Annotated in this window: 14 protein-coding genes; 7 read left to right on the forward strand and 7 right to left on the reverse strand. The window is 70.2% G+C overall.

Features of this window, described 5'->3' with window-relative positions:
• Nucleotides 1-124: 124 nt before the first annotated feature.
• Nucleotides 125-1,723 carry a deoxyribodipyrimidine photolyase gene (locus ACTIGN_RS09905; protein WP_439623313.1) on the reverse strand — a complete coding sequence of 533 codons (1,599 nt, stop codon included), beginning with the start codon at nt 1,721-1,723 and terminating at the stop codon, nt 125-127.
• Nucleotides 1,724-1,771: 48 nt separating this feature from the next.
• On the opposite strand from ACTIGN_RS09905, the gene ACTIGN_RS09910 reads away from it, so the two are divergent.
• The 4 genes from ACTIGN_RS09910 to ACTIGN_RS09925 all read left to right on the forward strand — a co-directional run bounded on the left by ACTIGN_RS09910 (nt 1,772) and on the right by ACTIGN_RS09925 (nt 6,188).
• Nucleotides 1,772-2,707 (forward strand): ATP-binding cassette domain-containing protein, encoded by a 936-nt coding sequence (locus ACTIGN_RS09910; protein ID WP_439623315.1) that lies wholly within the window; start codon nt 1,772-1,774, stop codon nt 2,705-2,707.
• Between the two features lie 242 nt (nt 2,708-2,949).
• Nucleotides 2,950-4,041 (forward strand): DUF1559 family PulG-like putative transporter, encoded by a 1,092-nt coding sequence (locus tag ACTIGN_RS09915; RefSeq protein ID WP_439623317.1) that lies wholly within the window; start codon nt 2,950-2,952, stop codon nt 4,039-4,041.
• A 15-nt stretch (nt 4,042-4,056) separates the two neighbouring features.
• Nucleotides 4,057-4,449, forward strand: coding sequence for a hypothetical protein (locus ACTIGN_RS09920; protein WP_439623319.1), 393 nt, complete (start codon nt 4,057-4,059; stop codon nt 4,447-4,449).
• A 110-nt stretch (nt 4,450-4,559) separates the two neighbouring features.
• A complete protein-coding gene (locus ACTIGN_RS09925; protein WP_439623321.1) occupies nt 4,560-6,188 on the forward strand; it encodes an ABC transporter permease in 1,629 nt (542 codons plus the stop codon).
• Nucleotides 6,189-6,222: 34 nt separating this feature from the next.
• Here the strand turns inward: ACTIGN_RS09925 and ACTIGN_RS09930 are convergent, their stop codons facing one another.
• Entirely contained in the window at nt 6,223-6,897 is a 675-nt protein-coding gene (locus tag ACTIGN_RS09930; RefSeq protein WP_439623323.1) for a hypothetical protein, read from the reverse strand.
• A gap of 347 nt (nt 6,898-7,244) precedes the next feature.
• Entirely contained in the window at nt 7,245-8,663 is a 1,419-nt protein-coding gene (locus ACTIGN_RS09935) for an arylsulfatase (protein ID WP_439623325.1), read from the reverse strand.
• A 309-nt stretch (nt 8,664-8,972) separates the two neighbouring features.
• Here ACTIGN_RS09935 and ACTIGN_RS09940 point away from each other — a divergent pair, with 309 nt between their 5' ends.
• From ACTIGN_RS09940 to ACTIGN_RS09950, 3 genes are read left to right on the forward strand one after another with little or no spacing between them, the layout of a single operon-like run.
• Entirely contained in the window at nt 8,973-10,328 is a 1,356-nt protein-coding gene (locus tag ACTIGN_RS09940; RefSeq protein ID WP_439623327.1) for a sigma 54-interacting transcriptional regulator, read from the forward strand.
• The gene (locus tag ACTIGN_RS09945; RefSeq protein WP_439623329.1) at nt 10,325-10,810 is read left to right on the forward strand and encodes a hypothetical protein; all 486 of its coding nucleotides are present in this window, start codon (nt 10,325-10,327) and stop codon (nt 10,808-10,810) included. The genes ACTIGN_RS09940 and ACTIGN_RS09945 overlap by 4 nt, the downstream gene beginning before the upstream one ends.
• The gene (locus ACTIGN_RS09950; protein ID WP_439623331.1) at nt 10,807-11,013 is read left to right on the forward strand and encodes an ATP-binding protein; all 207 of its coding nucleotides are present in this window, start codon (nt 10,807-10,809) and stop codon (nt 11,011-11,013) included. The genes ACTIGN_RS09945 and ACTIGN_RS09950 overlap by 4 nt, the downstream gene beginning before the upstream one ends.
• A gap of 33 nt (nt 11,014-11,046) precedes the next feature.
• Here ACTIGN_RS09950 and ACTIGN_RS09955 read toward each other — a convergent pair whose 3' ends face one another.
• The 4 genes from ACTIGN_RS09955 to ACTIGN_RS09970 form a co-directional block, all read right to left on the reverse strand.
• Nucleotides 11,047-11,769, reverse strand: a complete 723-nt coding sequence (locus ACTIGN_RS09955) for a hypothetical protein (RefSeq protein ID WP_439623333.1) — start codon at nt 11,767-11,769, stop codon at nt 11,047-11,049.
• A 111-nt stretch (nt 11,770-11,880) separates the two neighbouring features.
• On the reverse strand, nt 11,881-12,477 hold the full coding sequence (locus tag ACTIGN_RS09960; RefSeq protein WP_439623335.1) for an RNA polymerase sigma factor: 597 nt from the start codon (nt 12,475-12,477) through the stop codon (nt 11,881-11,883).
• A 507-nt stretch (nt 12,478-12,984) separates the two neighbouring features.
• On the reverse strand, nt 12,985-13,503 hold the full coding sequence (locus ACTIGN_RS09965) for a hypothetical protein (protein ID WP_439623337.1): 519 nt from the start codon (nt 13,501-13,503) through the stop codon (nt 12,985-12,987).
• A gap of 490 nt (nt 13,504-13,993) precedes the next feature.
• The gene (locus tag ACTIGN_RS09970) at nt 13,994-15,274 is read right to left on the reverse strand and encodes a pre-peptidase C-terminal domain-containing protein (protein ID WP_439623339.1); all 1,281 of its coding nucleotides are present in this window, start codon (nt 15,272-15,274) and stop codon (nt 13,994-13,996) included.
• Nucleotides 15,275-15,601 lie beyond the last annotated feature (327 nt).

A 15,601-nucleotide genomic window follows, 5' to 3' on the forward strand; every position in this document is an offset into this window, starting at 1 on the left:
GGGCCGCCACGGAGGGCGGCCCCTACCAGACATCGGCCTTTGGTTTGTAGGGGCCGCCCTCCGTGGCGGCCCGCCAGTCAGTTCGTGCGTATCCCAAGACGATTTCACAAGGCACCGCGCCGCCTCACGGGTCGAACAGCGTGCGTTGGCCGCTCGGGGTGCCGCCCGACAGCCCGTTGACGTACTCGTAGTACCCCGCGAGCTTGAACTTCTTCGCGGTGTTCTCCGACGACATGTACCGCACGCCGCCGAACACCGGCCGCTCGGGCGGCCACGGGCGGTCGAACAAGCCGAAGCACCACAGGATGCCCGTGTGCGAGTTCGGGTCGCGGCCGTCGATCGCGTACTTGTTGTTGAGGTGCTCCAGCACCGCGTACGCCTCCGCCGGCGTCTTCGACCACTCCAGCACCTTCTTGCCCCAGAGCATCCGCAGGTAGTTGTGGATGCGGCCGGTCGCGACCAGTTCCCGCTGCGCGGCGTTCCACAGCGGGTCGTGCGTGGCGGCGCTCTCGAACTCGTCGGGGCGGTACAGGTGCTTGCGGGTGTCGGCCGTGTGCTTGTGGAGCGTCGCCCGCGCCCAGTCGGGCAGCGTCAGGTCGAGTGCGGTGCACTCGCCGCCGGGCGCGAAGTCGAAGGTGGCGAAGTTGAAGTGCGGGGCGGTGCCGCCCTGCCGGCTGACCGTGCCGGGTTCCGCGGTCCGGGGCCCGAGTTCCGCACACCTGGTGAAGTGCCACTGGTAGCCCACGTCGCGCCAGGTGATCGCCTCGTCGAGGAACCCGTTCACGTTGGCGTCGCGGCAGAAGAAGTCGTCGCGCTTCCCCTTCGCGCTGGCGTTGATCTCGGCGGGCGTCCAGTCGCCGCCCAGCACGGCCTCGGCCACCTCCTGGATCGAGAGGTGCCCGTGCCGCAGGTACGCGCTCAGGCCGCTGGCCGCGTTCCGCCGCGGGGCGTCGGGGTTGTTCCGCTCCTCGCCGTACTTGTGGAGCTTGCCCGTCACGAACTCGTCGAGCGCCGCCCGCCCCGCGACGCACCCACCCTCCACCCCGGGGACCGCCGGAACGGTCTGGTCGATCGGCAGCGACGCGACGAACTGCGCGATGTCCTGCGTCGCGTCCCAGGGGGCGAACGGCGGGTCGAGCTTCGCCTTCGCGGCCCTCGGAACGGTCGGCTCCGCGACCGCCCGATGGTTCCACGCCTCGGCGAAGAGCTTGTGAATCCGGGGCCGCAGGTGCGCCGCCGCGGCGACCGTCGCCCCCAGGCGTGCGAGCGGCACGATCGAGTTGCCGTCCACTAGGACGACGGGCACGTCGCATGCCGCGAGTGCCCGGTTGTGTGCGGGGACGATGTACGCCGGGTAGTCGTCGGTCACGACGGCGCACGCCGCGGCCGCGAGCTTCCGCACGAGCCCGCGGCCGGGCCGGTCCGGCGTCTCGACGAACGGCCAGTACGTCACGCCGAGCGTCTTCGCGGCCGCGGCGTTGTCCCGCATCCCGTGCAGCAGGAACGTGTGGTGCCGGGCGCTCGCCCACGGGTAGTCGAGCTTCAGCCCCTCGTACACGACCAGCGGCTTCCCCAGTTCCGCGGCCAGCTTCGTGGCGTGGTCGAGGGCGTGGTTGCTGTGCAGCCGCCGGAACATCTGCGCCCAGTACAGCACGTACTTCCCGCGTGCGTTCAGGGGGCGGTCGTTGGCGGTGCGGACGCGGGAGTCGTTGAACGTGGTCATGATGTTCGGCCGCGACCCGGCGGGGAGCGATCCCCTATAGTAGTCGCCATGCCCGAGCAAATTCTCGAAGTCACGGACCTCCGCAAGCGCTACGGCGAAACCGTCGCGCTCGGCGGCGTCACGCTGGCCGTCGGGGCCGGGGAACTGTTCGGGCTCCTCGGCCCCAACGGGGCCGGCAAGACCACGCTCATCTCGATCCTGAGCGGGCTTGCCGACGCCGACGGCGGCGAGGTGAAGCTGTTCGGGCAGCCGTTCAACCGCAAAGCGCGCGACCTGCGCCGGCTCGTCGGCATCGGCACGCAGGACCTCGCGATCTACCCCGACCTGACCCCCCGCGAGAACCTCCGGTTCTTCGGCAAGCTCTACGGGCTCGGCGGCACGGCGCTCGAATCGCGCGTCGACGCCGTGCTGGCCGAGGTCGGCCTCACGGACCGGGCGAACGACCGGGCCGGGACGTTCTCGGGGGGCATGAAGCGGCGGCTGAACCTCGCGGCCGCCGTGATCCACGGGCCGAAGTTGCTGTTCCTCGACGAGCCGACGACCGGCGTGGACCCGCAGAGCCGCAACCACATCTTCCGGCAGGTGAAGGCGCTGAACGCCGCGGGCGTGACGGTGATCTACACCAGCCACTACATGGAAGAGGTGCAGGCGCTCTGTAAGCGCATCGCGGTCCTCGACGGCGGTAAGCTGCTGGCGTGCGACACGCTGCCGAACCTGCTCAAGACGCTCGACGGCCGCGTGCGCTTCCGGCTCGCACAGCCCGTCGCGGGCTTCGAGGAGCGGCTCGCGAAGGTGCCCGGCGCGAAGCAGGTGAAGCCGCTCGACAGCGGCTTCGAGGTGACGACCGATTCCGTGCCGGAACTGCTGCCGGTGGTCATGGCGCTGGCCGGCGAACTCGGCGCGACCGTCACCGCGATCGACCCGCGGGAGCCGACGCTGGAGCGCGTGTTCCTGCACCTGACCGGCCGCGAACTGCGGGATTAGCAGGACCGGGGCCGCATTCGACGTGTGCGAAGCCGGGGAACCGTCCGGGCCGGTCGTGTTGGAGGCTGTTCGACAATCGTCGAAATATCATGTAGACGCGAAACGTGTTGCTGGCGATCCACCGTGGGGGTACTCTACACTTCCTGCCGATGCGCGGTCCCGGAACCGCTTACCTGGGAACGAAGTCTGCGATCCGCGTTCTCATACATTCTCGCAAGCACCCTTAACTCCCCGGGTGGCCCATGCCGAGTCGTCGAAACAAGGGTTTTACCCTCATTGAGTTACTCGTGGTGATCGCGATCATCGCGATTCTGATCGGGTTGTTGCTGCCGGCGGTGCAGAAGGTGCGCGAGGCAGCGGCCCGAGCGAAGTGCTCGACCAACCTGAAACAAATCGGTGTGGCCGCACACAGCTTCCACGACAACCAGAACGGAATCCCCCCGTCGGCGACCGGCGTGACCGGCATGACGGCGTGGGCGCTGATCCTGCCCTACCTCGAACAAGGCGCGGCCGCGAGTGGGCTCGACTACTCGGCGGCGTCGTACGGTGCCGATACGGTGAGCGCGTCCCGCCAGTCGGCCGCTTTTCAAGCGGCGTCGGCCGCGAACTGGACGATCCTGCAGAAGTTACGGGTGCCGGTCTACACCTGCCCCAGTCGCCGCGGGCCGGGCGCCCAGAACGACCGGGGGGACCCCGTGAACGACTACGCGATCCTCCGCGTGCAATCCGACGGGTCCGTGAACTGGCGGGCGGCCGACCAGTGGGCCAAGCAGCGGCAGCCGATGCGGATCGCGACCGCGGCCACGATCCTGAACCTGTTCGAGGTCGCTCCGAACAACCCGGTTCCCACCGCCCCTGTTACCTTCACGACCAACGGTCAAACCATCACCGTCACCTACCCGTTCGGCAACCCGAACGACGGGTGGCGGCCGCGGGACCGTTTCACGAACGTGACCGACGGCCTCAGCAACACGGCGATGATCGGCGAAAAGCACCTCACGACCCAGAGCCTGGGCTTCTGTTGCGGTGCCTCGTTCACCGCGGACCAGGGGCGCGACGGGTCGCCCTATTACACGCCCTACTACCACGGCCCCGGGCACTACGGGGAGTTCTTCATGTGGGGGCAAGCGGCCCGCGGGATCGCCAAGTCTCCGAGTGATTACGAGGGGGGCAACTTCACCAGCGGCGGGCCGACGATCGGGAGCTGGCACCCGGGCGTGTCCCAGTTCCTCTTCGTCGACGGCTCGGTGCGGGCCCTCACGACCGCGCTCGACCCCACGACGCTCAACAACCTCGTCGACATGCAAGACGGCAACCCGCTCACCCTCCCCTGATCCCCCGGGTGCCTCGTGATTCGGTTCACTCTTTCGATCGCACTCGCCGCCGCCGTCGGGTGCGGGACCAGCCAGCACCCCGTGTCCGGCCGGGTTCAGTTCCCGGACGGCACGCCGCTCCCCATCGGCCGCGTCACGGTGAGTTTCGGCAACGGACTCGGGGCAACGGGCTGGCTCCGGTCCGACGGCACCTTCGACCTCGGCACCTACACCCCGACCGACGGGATCGCACCTGGCACCTACAAGGTCGCCGTCGATAACGCCGTCACTCCGCCGCCGGGCGGGTACGATCCCACCTTCGTGGCGAAGCCGCTGATCCACCCGCGGTTCGCGAATCCGGAAACGTCGGGCCTGACATTCGAGGTGCCCCGGGACCGCGAGTGGGTGATCGTGGTCGAGAAACCGTGAGCACTTCCAGACCACGGTGAGTCCAAAGTGCGAGCGCGGTCCGGGGGCACGGCCCCGGCTAGAATGACCGGGTCCCTCTTCCCCGGCCGAACGTCTACGCGCGCACACTTATGCCCATTCTCACGCTCGCCGCGAAAGACCTCCGGTTGCTCCTGCGGGACGCGCGCAGCGCTGTCATCCTGCTGGTGACGCCGCTGGTGCTGATCCTCGTGCTGGGCATGGCGCTCGGCGAGGGCTTCGGCGAGAAGCCCGACGACCGCCTGCGCATCTCCGTCGTGAACCTCGACCGCGGGCTCCCCACCAGGCAGGCGTTCCCCGAGAAGATGTGGTCCGAGGTCGTAATGGACGACCTCACCGCCACCGCCGGCATCCGCCTCGAACTCATCACCGACCGGGCCGAGGCCGAGAAGCTCGTCGCCCGGAACCGCCGGGCGGCGGTGATCGTGTTCGAGCCGGAGTTCTCCGAGCGCATGAACCGGTGCTCGTTCCTCTCGCAAGCGGACCCGCCCCCGATCAACCCGTTCGACCGCGACGGCGTCCGCACGAGCGAGGTCGGGCTCACGCTCCTCAAGGACCAGACGCAGCCGGTCACGGCGAGCACCATCGAGCAGGTCGCCCAGGTCACGCTGCTGCGGGTGCTGATCCCGTGGATGATCGGCCGGGCCTTCGAGCGGGTCGGCGACGACGCGTTCATGGAGTCGCTCGCGGTGAAGCTCAAGGACGCGAAGCCGCTGCCGCCCGCGGTGCTGCGGGAACTCGACCCGGTCGTGCAGAAGCTCCTCGACGCGCTCATGCGCGACCCCGAGTTCGCCGCGATGATGCTCAAGGCCGTCGGCTTCCGCGACGCCACGACCATCGCGAGCCGCTCCAAGGAATTCAAGGAGGTGGTGAGCCAGGCGTTCAACAACCCGAAGCTCATGGCCCGCGTCGGCAGGGACATCGCGTTCGGCGAGGTGATGACCCCCGCGGTGCGCGCCGAGGTCGGCCCGAAGGTCCGCGACGGCGTGCAGGAGGTGCTCTCGAACTACGACTTCAAGGCGAAGACGTGGGCCGGGCTGAACAAGGACCGCGCCCGGTCCGCGAACCCCGACGGCGTGACCGAGTACCGCGACACCAGCGGCAGCGGCTTCCTCAACCGCGGGGCCGTGCGGTACCAGATCCTCGTGCCGTCCTACACCGTGATGTTCGCGTTCTTCCTGGTGCTGAGCGTCGGGTGGCTGTTCGTCGCCGAGCGGAAGCACGGCACCCTCGCCCGGCTCCGGGCCGCGCCGCTCACCCGCGGGCAGATCCTCATGGGGAAGCTGCTGCCGTGCCTGGTGGTGTCGCTGGCGCAGGGGTTCTTCTTGCTCGCGGCCGGGTGGGTGCTGTTCGGCATGACGTGGGGCTCGCGGCCGGACCTGCTCGCGGCGGTGGTCGTCTGCACGTCGCTCGCGGCGGTGGGGCTGTCGGTGTTCGTCGCCAGCATCGCCCGCACGGAGACACAGGTGGCGGTGTACGGCACGCTGCTGGTGCTGGTGCTGGGCGGCGTGAGCGGGTCGCTGATGCCCCGCGACCTGATGCCCGAGAAGATGAAGGCCGCGAGCCTCGCGACGCCGCACGCCTGGGCGCTCGACGCCTACTCGCAGTTGCTCGCGAACCCGGCCCCCGACGCGGCGCAGATCGCCACCGCGTGCGGGGTGCTGGCGGCGTTCGGGGTCGCGTTCACGGCGCTGGCGTGGTGGCGGATGGACCTGGAGTAGCGACCGCCGCTTGCGGCGAAGCACCCGCGGGCAGCTACGGCTTCCTGGCCGGCTGTTCCTTCGGGGCGTACCGGAACGACGCAAAGAACCGTTCCGTGACCGGTGCGGAGATCACGTCCGGGGGGCCGTCGGCCTGGAGGTAGTAGAGGTCTCCGGGAACCTTCACGATCAGGACGCGGCCGCTGCGGGCCTCCTGGTGGGAAAACTTCTTGTAGGTGTACGCGAACTCGGCGGCCGGGAACTGATCCCGGAGCCGGAACTCCCGGTGCTCGCCGACGACCCATTGTTCCGGGCGCCCCTGCTTGACCTTGTTCTCGCGGTCGATCTTCCGCCCCGCCGCGGCCCTCACGTACGCCTCCTCGTCCGCGACCTGCTTGGCGGTGCCCCGCCGCCGCACCGAGTACGTCGTGTCGTCGAGCCAGGGCAGTTCCCAGTCCTTGTCCAAGCCGACGTTGAGACCGACGAGGACGACGTCCGTTGGGGTCGGCCGGGACGGGAACGTGACGGAGAAATCTTCCTTCGCGTCCTCCAGTTGGTACGGCGGGTCCTGGCCCGCGAGCCGCCGGGCCCGGTCCGCCGCGTGCTTGTCCAGAGCTTCCTGCGCGGCCTTCTTGTGGTCGGTCCGGTCCACCAGCAGCACCTGCTTTGCGCCGAAGATCACGAGGACCACGACGAGTGCGGCCACCGCGCTTCCCGTTCTCCGATCCATGGTGCTCTCCGGGCGAAGGCCACGCGACATAAAGGGGCCGCACTCGTCGGCGCGCAGTCTCGACTTGGTAACGGTGGCGGAACAGTTCGCACGGCCCCCTCACCCGCCGCGAAGCGCGGCGACCTCTCCCCCGAGACCGGGGCTCAGGAAGTGCGGAGTTCGGAACGCGGAACGCGGAGTTCGAACACCCGGCCTTCATTCCGCACTCTTCACTCCGCGTTCCGCACTCGCCGACGCCCCCGGTCCGGGCGGAGAGGTCGCGACGAGGCTCTGCGAGTCGCGGGTGAGGGGGTCACACCTGAACCCGACACCGAGTACGCGGCCCCCATTCCGCCACCAGCTCTTACTCACTTCTTCACAGGCTTATCGATCGTTTGCAGCGGGAAGTCGGCGCTCGGCGTGTGCTCCTCCTTCAGGATCTTCTCCAGCCGGGCCAGCACCTCGGGGTTCTTCTCGGCCACGTCGGTCGTCTCGGATTCGTCCTTCGCGAGATCGTACAGTTCCGTCTTCACGACGCCCTTCCCGAGCGCCTGCCGCACGGCCTTCCAGTGGCCCGCGGTTACCGCCTGCTGGCCGCCGTAGCCGGAGAACTCCCAGTACAGGAACTCGTGCGGGGTCTGCTTGCCGGTGCCGCTGAGCGTCGGCCAGATGCTGACGCCGTCGAGCCCCGCGGGCGGCCTCGCGCCGGCCGCGTCGCAGAGCGTCGGCAGCACGTCCGGGAAGTAGAACCGCTCGTCGCAGGTCGCGCCGGGCTTGATCTTGCCCGGCCAGCTCGCGATGAACGGCACCCGGATGCCGCCCTCGTACACGCTCCCCTTGAGCCCGCGGAGGGTGCCGGCCGACTTGAAGAAGTCCGAGTCCGCGCCGCCGACGTTGTGCGTCGGGCCGTTGTCGCTCGTGAAGATCACGAGCGTGTTGCCGTCGAGCTTCAGCGCCTTGAGCTTCTCGACGACGCGGCCGACGGTGCGGTCCATGCGGGTGACCATCGCGGCGTAGCCGGCGTGCGGCGCCGGGTGCGGCTGGTACCCCTTCTTGCCGTCGTAGGCCGGGTCGTCGCCGAGCTTGCCCTTGTACTCGGCGAGCGCGTCGTCGGGGGCCTGCACCGCGACGTGCGGCACCGTGAACGGGAGGTACAGGAAGAACGGCGTGTCCTTGTTTTTGTCGATGAAGGAAAGCGCTTCGGCCTCGAACAGGTCCTGCGTGAACTGCTCGCCGGCCTTGCCGTCGTTGCCCTTCAGTTCGATGCGGGTCTCGTTGCGGTAGAGGTACGTCGGGTAGTGCGTGTGCGCGTGCCGCTGGCAGTTGTAGCCGTAGAAGAGGTCGAACCCGTGCTTGAGCGGGCTGCCGGTGGTGTCCCACATGCCGAGCCCCCACTTGCCCATCGCGCCGGTCGCGTACCCCTTCGCCTTGAGGAGCGCGGCGACGGTCACCTCGCCGGCCGGCAGCGGGTGCTGGCCCTCGGGCCTGGCCTCCTTGTTGTTCCGCACCGCCGCGTGGCCCAGGTGCTTGCCGGTCATCAGCGTGCAGCGGGCCGGGGCGCACACCGGGCACCCGGAGTAGAAGTGCGTGAACTTCATGCCCGATTCCGCGAGCTTGTCGATGTTCGGCGTCTTGATGAGCTTCTGGCCGTAGCACCCCAACTCGAAGCACCCGAGGTCGTCGGCCAGGATGAAAACGACGTTCGGCGGCCGCTCGGGTGCGGCGGCACGGGCGGGTGCGGGGGCGAGCGCGAGCAGCAGCGCGGCGAGGCACGCGAGGCGGAGCATGGGTGAGCCCTTCGGGGAGCGGAAAGGGGCAGCGCAAGAGCCGTATGATACCATAGCCGCTGCGCCAGGAATCCGAGGAGTTGCTGTGCCGGAATCACCCCCGCCCGGGTCGGAGTCCGAGGAGATCACGCTCGAAGAGTGGATCGCCGCGACGCAGAGTTGCTGCGGGATCGAGCCCGAATCGCGGCGGAAGCCGACACCGGCCCCGAGCGCGCCGGCCGGCGACGCGGTACCATTGAATGAGAACGCGACCTGTCGCGCTCTCATTCACCGAGCAGGTGACGCCCCGCAACCGTGACGGGTCCACCGATGGCCGAGCCGACCGAGCCGAACCGCACCGGCCGCCCCCGCGGGTCGAAGTCGTTCGCGTGGCGCGCGTTCTTCCAGCACGCGACCACGCCCGTGTTCGTGCTCGGCCGGGACCGCCGGCTGCGGTACGCGAACCCCGCGTGCGAGGCGGTCATCGGCGTGAAGCTCGCCGACGCGCTCGGGATGGTCTGCTCCGACCGCCGGCACAGTTCCCCGCTCGCCGCCGCGCTCGCCCCGACGCCCGAGGCGCGCGACGGCAAGCCGGACCGCGTCCGCCGCGCGGCCCCGACCGCCCGCAGCGGCCCGCCGTGGTGGGACATCGCGTTCCAACCGCTCGCGGGCGGCGACAAACTGTTCGGCACCGTCGGGTTCATCACCGTGGTGAGCGACGCGATCAGTGCGAGCGCCCGCCGCGTGCCGGCCGAGATCACCGCGCACCGCGCGAAGCACGGCGACCAATTCCGCCTCGACCTGTTTTCCGGCACGTCGCCCGCGTCGGTGCGGTTGCTCGCACAGTTGCGGCACGCGGCCGAGTCGGTCGCCCCGCTGTGGCTGCTCGGCGAGCCCGGCACCGGGAAGGAGACGGCGGCCCGCGTCGTTCACCACGCGGGCCGGCGCAAGGGCGGGGCGTTCGTGTGCCTCGACTGCGCCGGCCTGCAACCGTACCTGATCGACAGCCTCCTATTCGGCCACGGCGGGGTGCTGGGCGCCGACGCCGTCGGAACGCTGTACCTCAAGGAACCCGCCGCGCTGCCGCGCGACCTGCAACAGCGCTTCGCCGACGTCTTCCTTCAGAACGCGCCGAACGCCCCGCGGCTCGTCTCGGGTTCGACGCGCACCGCCGCCGAGCAGGTCGCCGGGGGCAAACTCGTCCCGGACTTCCACACGGTGCTCTCGGTGCTCGAAGTCACCGTGCCGCCGCTCCGCGATCGACTCGCCGACCTCCAACGGTTCGCGTCGCGCCTCGTGCCCGGTGCGGTCATCGCCCCCGAAACCTTCGACGTGCTGCTCGTGCAACCGTGGCGCGCGAACCTCCGCGAACTGGCCGACGTGCTGGCCGACGCTGCGGCCGAGGCGAACGGAACGGTGAAGCCCGGGCACCTGCCGCGGGCGATGCGCGAGCGGGCCGGGATCGCGCCGCCGCCCGTTCCGCCGAAGCCGCTCGTTCTCGACCCGATTCTGGAGGCAGTGGAGAAGCGGCTCATCGAGGTCGCGCTGCGCCGGGCGAACAACCACCAGGGCAAGGCCGCCGAGTTGCTCGGCATCTTCCGCACGCGGCTCGGCCGGCGCATCGAAGCGCTGGGGCTCGCGAAACCCGGCGAGCCGGGAGCGTCAGCGACCGGAGCTGCCCCATGAAGTCGCCGCGCGTGATCGTCCTCGAACTCGACGGCTGGCTCGCCCGGCAGCTCCGCGAACTGGCCGCCGAGAGCCGGTGGCTGGTGCGGCCGGTCCGCAGTGTTGACACCGCACTGTCACTCGCTCAGGAGCGGTCGCCGGCGGTGCTGCTCGTGCAGTTCGACCCGCACAACGACGCCCACCCGTCGCTCGCGCTGATCGCCGACGCGCACCGGCTCGCCCCCGACGTGCCCGTGGTCGCCGTCGCCGACTCGAAGTTGCCCGACGCCGACCGGGCCGCGTGGACCGCGGCGCTGCTCGACCTCGGGGCGCGGTACGTCCTGTTCCCGCCGCTGACGAAGCCGGTGCTGGAGGACGTGGTGAGCGGGCTGCTCACGGCCGCGGTGCGGCGCGTGGTCGGCGGCGACGCCACACTCGCGCTGCCGGCCCCGCGGCGCTCCACCGGCGTGATCGACCTGGCCGACGAGGACGCGGACCCGTGACCCCGACCGCGGAACTCCCGGTGCTGAGCGCCGCCCGCTGCACGGGGTGCGGCGACTGCGTGGCCGTGTGCCCCACGCACTGCCTGGAAATGGCCGGCCCCGTGCCGTGGCTCCCGCGCCCACTCGACTGCGTCGAGTGCGCCGCGTGCGCGACCGTCTGCCCCGCCGACGCGATCACACTTCGGTCAGTCGATTCGGAGTGATTCGCAAGCGGCAACGTACAGCCTCACGGTTCGTCAGCGGCGGTGGCCGGCCCAGGCCGCCTCGTAAGACCCCTCCAGGTCCAAGGGAACCGCCACGTCACGATCCAACCACAGCGGGACGGTGGGGAGCGGCTCTCCGACCCTGAGTTCCGCGGGCCACGCCTCCATCCGCACCCCGTCCCCCGCCCCGAGCACCCGGTACGACACGGCCGCGATCCCGGACGAACTCGACCAGTGCAGCGATTCAGGGAGGTCGAGGAGCGACACCAGCTCGGAGTGCATGTCGCTCCGTCGGCAGGTCACGAAGTCAGCAAACACAACCGAGACCCCCGCCTGGAGGTAACTCGCGCACTTTACCGCGAACGCCCGCCTGGTATCGGGACGGTCCTTGTTCGACCGGCTCACCAGTTCGATGGCCGCAGCGATCCGCCCGTCATCGGAGATGACGCGAACCTCGAACAGATCGGCGTCCGCGAACCCAACCTCCCCGGCGAGGACGGCGGCCGGGGCGTACTGACGGGTGGCCACCGCCACGCCCCCCTCACCGTTCGCCGGCCCGGGCGCGGGCGGGTTCTGGAGGGCACCCAAGTCGATCGTGACGCGGGGGCCAGCGAACACTTCTTGTTCGGCGCGATACCCCGCGGGCAGAACGCTTGCGTTCAATCGCAAGAGGAGCATCGTCGCCCAACTCGCGGTCATGCTCTCGGCGTTGGGGCGGTTCTGTAGCGGCGGGTGGAAGTGGTCGCGCAGCGGCATCGGTTCGCCTCCGGGGTACCGACAATGGTACCCGGCGGCGGGGGAACGCGAAACGCCGGTGGCGGGCCACCGGCGTTCGCTCACGGGATCAGGTCGTCGCGGCCCGCAACTTTAGACGGCCGCCAGTTCGCCGGCCAGGCCCGCGAACCGCTCGGCCAGCGCCGGGTCGATCGCCTCCAGCGCGTCCTTGAGCCGCTGGCGGGCGACGTGCAGCCGCCGCTTGATGGTCCCCGTCGGGACCTCGAACTCCCGGGCCATCTGCTTCAGGCTCCGGCCCCGGATGTAGAACGCCTCCAGGGTCTGCCGGTCGAGCGGCTTCAGCTCGGCCAGCCCCTCCTTGAGCTGCTCGACGGCCTCGCCGACCTCCAGCGCGTCCTCCGGGGTCCGCTCGCGGCCGGCGACCGCGTCGAGGACCTCCGGGTCGGCCCCGAACAGCGGCCCCTTCCGGGTCAGCCGGTTGATCGCCATCCGGGCGGTGATCCGCCGCAGCCACCCGGCGAAGCACCGGGGGTCACGCAGCTGCGGGAGCTTCCGCATCGCGTGGACGAACACGTCCTGCGCCAGCTCCTGCGCCTCCAGCGGGTCCCGGACCCGGCCCAGCGCCATCGCGAAGACGCTGTTCTGGAACCGCACGACCAGCTCCCCGTAGGCCTCCCGGTCGCCCGTCTTCGCCTTCTCGACCAGCACGGTGATCTCGTTCCAGCTCATGATTGGGTTCCTGTCCCGATCCCGTGTGTGCGTCATGCTGGCCCGCGCGTCCGCTCGGGAGGCGGCCCGCCCCAGGATCAGATGGAGGGGGGCCGGCGTCTCTCGTTCGGGCGGTTCGCTCCCGCCCGGTCGCGACCGGCCCCTCGGGCGCCGCGCCCTGGGGGGGCGCGACATCGGGGCCGAAGGTCATCGCGGACCGGTACGGGGCTACCCGCGGCGGCTGTTGCCCGTCGTGGCGCAGGCGGTTGGGTCTCGGGCGGCACATGCGCGGTGGGGACCGCGGGACGACTGGGGCGATGGGCACCCCGTCTGTCACGCGACACCGGCGCACCGTGTGACCCGGCGACGCCACCGACAACGCGATCAGGGACCAGCGTGGTTGGGTTCGATTTCCTGGTTGTGGCCGACGCGCAAAGCGCAACGCGACTCTGGTTGTGCATCTGGACCCGCGCAGGCGGGTCGCCGAGGTCAATCCGGGGGTCGTGTTACGTTATGCCGTGGGCCACCTCACTTTCCGGCTGCCGCCGCCGGGCCGACTTCCCGTTTCGCGCCTCTCAGGTCGCGGAACCGGCGGAGCGATTGGCAGTCGCGTCCGAAGCGGTCCGTTCGACCAAGGTCGCGGGAAAAGTCGGCCGAGCCGGGTACGGCCACGGGTAGCCCCTCGCGGGTGCCGCCTGCTGCCGCCGTTCGCGTCGCCGCGCGCCAACTCCTCGTTAAAGGAGAGGCACTTGCCGGCGCGAACCGGGTCGCCGTGAGACCAGGAAGACATCCGGCCGAACCACCGGGGGGTACGGTTTCGCCACCCGCGTGCAGTTGCTGTCGCGACTGCGGTGCGGACAACTCTTCCCGTGACCGGACCAGTTCGGGTTCCGGATTGTGGGGCATTGGGATTTGCCCCGGGGACAGGTTGTCCGTCGGATACGCGGCGACGCCGAACCCCAGACCGATGCGATCGGCCGGGGTGACCAGCTTCACGCCGGTCACCGTCGCGGTCTTCAGCACCAGGGTCTTCAGGGTCGCAAGCATCGCAATCCTCCGACGGACGTTTGGGTGGTCGCCCTCTCACGAGGGGCCGCCCGGGATGAAGTTAGGAGGTCATCTGGAACGGTTAGGGGTGAAACGGGTTACAAGGTTCAAGCGCCACTCGTCGGGCCGGTTTCGGTTCGCCGACTCGGCCAGGAGCCTCAGAGCTTAACACTCTTTCGGTCGCCTGGCAACCGCCCGCGGCCCGCGGGCGGCAAACGCGAACCGGGGCGAACCCCGGTCGCGGTACTCCTCTCAGACGCCGACCTCTCCTCCCAGGTTCGCGCGGTTCGCGGATTTCTTTCCAAATTCTTTCGCCGCCCAATTCGCCCACAAACGAGCGGGCCACGCGCTCCTTGCGCGTGGCCCTCGGGGCTTCGGCTTCGAAAGCAGGCCCTCGCGGTGCGAGGGACACCGGCCGCGCGACGCGGCTCACCGGGTGTCATCGTCGCCCCGGGGTGCGACTCGCGGAGCGAGTCGCCCACCGTGCGGGTCACCGGACGGGGACGTACGGGTCGGCCGCGCCGAAGTTCACCGCGTACCCCAGGTCGGCCATCGCGCCGACCGTCACGATGCTGAGGGGGTTGAGGACGCCGGGGTCGAGGAACCCGGTCATGAGTTCGGTCACGAACAGGTCCTCGCTGAAGTGCGACCCGTCCGTGCCCAGGCCGCCGAACGGCTCCAGCGGCACCGACGCGCCGCTCCGGCCGAACACCGTGTTGAACGCGGCGGTCCCCTGCGCGCCGGTGTACTGCGGGTTGATGCCGCCGATCCCTTCCGCCAGGCCCTTGGTCTGCCACAGGGTGCCGAACCCGAGGACGTGGGCCATCTCGTGCAGGGCGACGGAGAACAGGTCACCGGTCCGCTCCAGCACCGCGAGGTCGGCCGTGTCGAACTGCATGAACCCGTGGACCGGCAGGCCCGCCCCGCCGACCCGGAACGCGTCCGGCCCGGCCTGCCCGAGGATGCCGTCGACGCCGTCGATCGGGGTCGCCGAGGCGTCGATGAGCAGGTCGTCGACGAAGATCCCCTGAAAGACGGCGTCCGGCAGGTCGCCGGTGATGATCTGGCCCCAGCGGTTCGCCGCGTTCTGAAAGACCGCCTGCTGGGTCGGCGTCAGGCCGCTGAACCGCAGGGCGATGTTGAACCCGGACACCGGCGCCGGGGGGAACGTCGGCCCGCCCGGCGTGCCCGGCCCGCCCGGCGGCGAGGTCGGCGGTGCCGACGGCGTGGTCGTCAGCACGGCCTGCTTGGCCGAGATCGTGTAGCTCGGGTTGAACGCGCCGCCCAGCCCGCGGACCTGAACGTAGTACGTGCCGGCCGGCCGGCCGGCGAGCGAGACCGCCTCGCGGTCCCCGGTCCCCGCGGACCGGCCCAGCACGGCCCCCGTGGAGTCGTAGAGCCGCAGGTTCAGGTCGCCCCGGCTGTGGTCGAACCGGATGTGGACGTTGCTCCCGGCCGCCCCGGGCCGCGAGGTCGTGAACTTGAACCAGTCGGCGCTGTCGGTCAGCATCAGCCCGGTGAGCGACGCCGCCGCCTTGGAGTTCAGCGCCCCGCCGGTGAGGCTGCCGATGTCCTTGGCCCGCGCGAACTTGTCGTTGTCCTCGAAGGCGTCGTCGGTGGGGGCCGGGGGCGCGGGCGGCTGCGGCTTCGGCAGCGTCACGACGATGCTCGACGGGGCGACCGTGTGCGGGACCGTGAGCGTGAGCGCGGCCGGCGTGACGCGGTCCCCGAGCGAGTCGAGGGACGGCTGGAAGCGAACGAGCGGGTTCATGTCCCTACACTCCGGGCTGAGAATCAGGGTGCGGACCGCGCGACACACGTCGATTATTGCGGACAGTTTAACACACCGACCCGGGACACCGGGGATGCCGAATGCCCGCGGATGCGGCGGCGAACGGCCGCCGACAAACGGATTGGGGGGAATACGCGGAATATAACGGACACGGCCGGGCGGCGGACACGATTCTGCAACGTTGGGGGGCACCCGACCGACAACCGGGAGCCGGAGTTGCGCCCGGCCCCGGCATTTTCGTCACCGGCGCGACCGGCTGAAGCGACCGGTCATCACGCTGGCCCCGCGACGCCTCGCTTTCTCCTT

This window comes from Gemmata sp. (assembly GCF_051859125.1).
Lineage (GTDB): Bacteria > Planctomycetota > Planctomycetia > Gemmatales > Gemmataceae > Gemmata.

Coding starts and splice junctions, on each gene's coding strand:
- ACTIGN_RS09905 (WP_439623313.1), bottom strand. CDS start 1,723: ATGACCACGTTCAACGACTCCCGCGTCCGCACCGCCAACGACCGCCCC.
- ACTIGN_RS09910 (WP_439623315.1), top strand. CDS start 1,772: ATGCCCGAGCAAATTCTCGAAGTCACGGACCTCCGCAAGCGCTACGGC.
- ACTIGN_RS09915 (WP_439623317.1), top strand. CDS start 2,950: ATGCCGAGTCGTCGAAACAAGGGTTTTACCCTCATTGAGTTACTCGTG.
- ACTIGN_RS09925 (WP_439623321.1), top strand. CDS start 4,560: ATGCCCATTCTCACGCTCGCCGCGAAAGACCTCCGGTTGCTCCTGCGG.
- ACTIGN_RS09930 (WP_439623323.1), bottom strand. CDS start 6,897: ATGGATCGGAGAACGGGAAGCGCGGTGGCCGCACTCGTCGTGGTCCTC.
- ACTIGN_RS09935 (WP_439623325.1), bottom strand. CDS start 8,663: ATGCTCCGCCTCGCGTGCCTCGCCGCGCTGCTGCTCGCGCTCGCCCCC.
- ACTIGN_RS09940 (WP_439623327.1), top strand. CDS start 8,973: ATGGCCGAGCCGACCGAGCCGAACCGCACCGGCCGCCCCCGCGGGTCG.
- ACTIGN_RS09945 (WP_439623329.1), top strand. CDS start 10,325: ATGAAGTCGCCGCGCGTGATCGTCCTCGAACTCGACGGCTGGCTCGCC.
- ACTIGN_RS09955 (WP_439623333.1), bottom strand. CDS start 11,769: ATGCCGCTGCGCGACCACTTCCACCCGCCGCTACAGAACCGCCCCAAC.
- ACTIGN_RS09960 (WP_439623335.1), bottom strand. CDS start 12,477: ATGAGCTGGAACGAGATCACCGTGCTGGTCGAGAAGGCGAAGACGGGC.
- ACTIGN_RS09965 (WP_439623337.1), bottom strand. CDS start 13,503: ATGCTTGCGACCCTGAAGACCCTGGTGCTGAAGACCGCGACGGTGACC.
- ACTIGN_RS09970 (WP_439623339.1), bottom strand. CDS start 15,274: ATGAACCCGCTCGTTCGCTTCCAGCCGTCCCTCGACTCGCTCGGGGAC.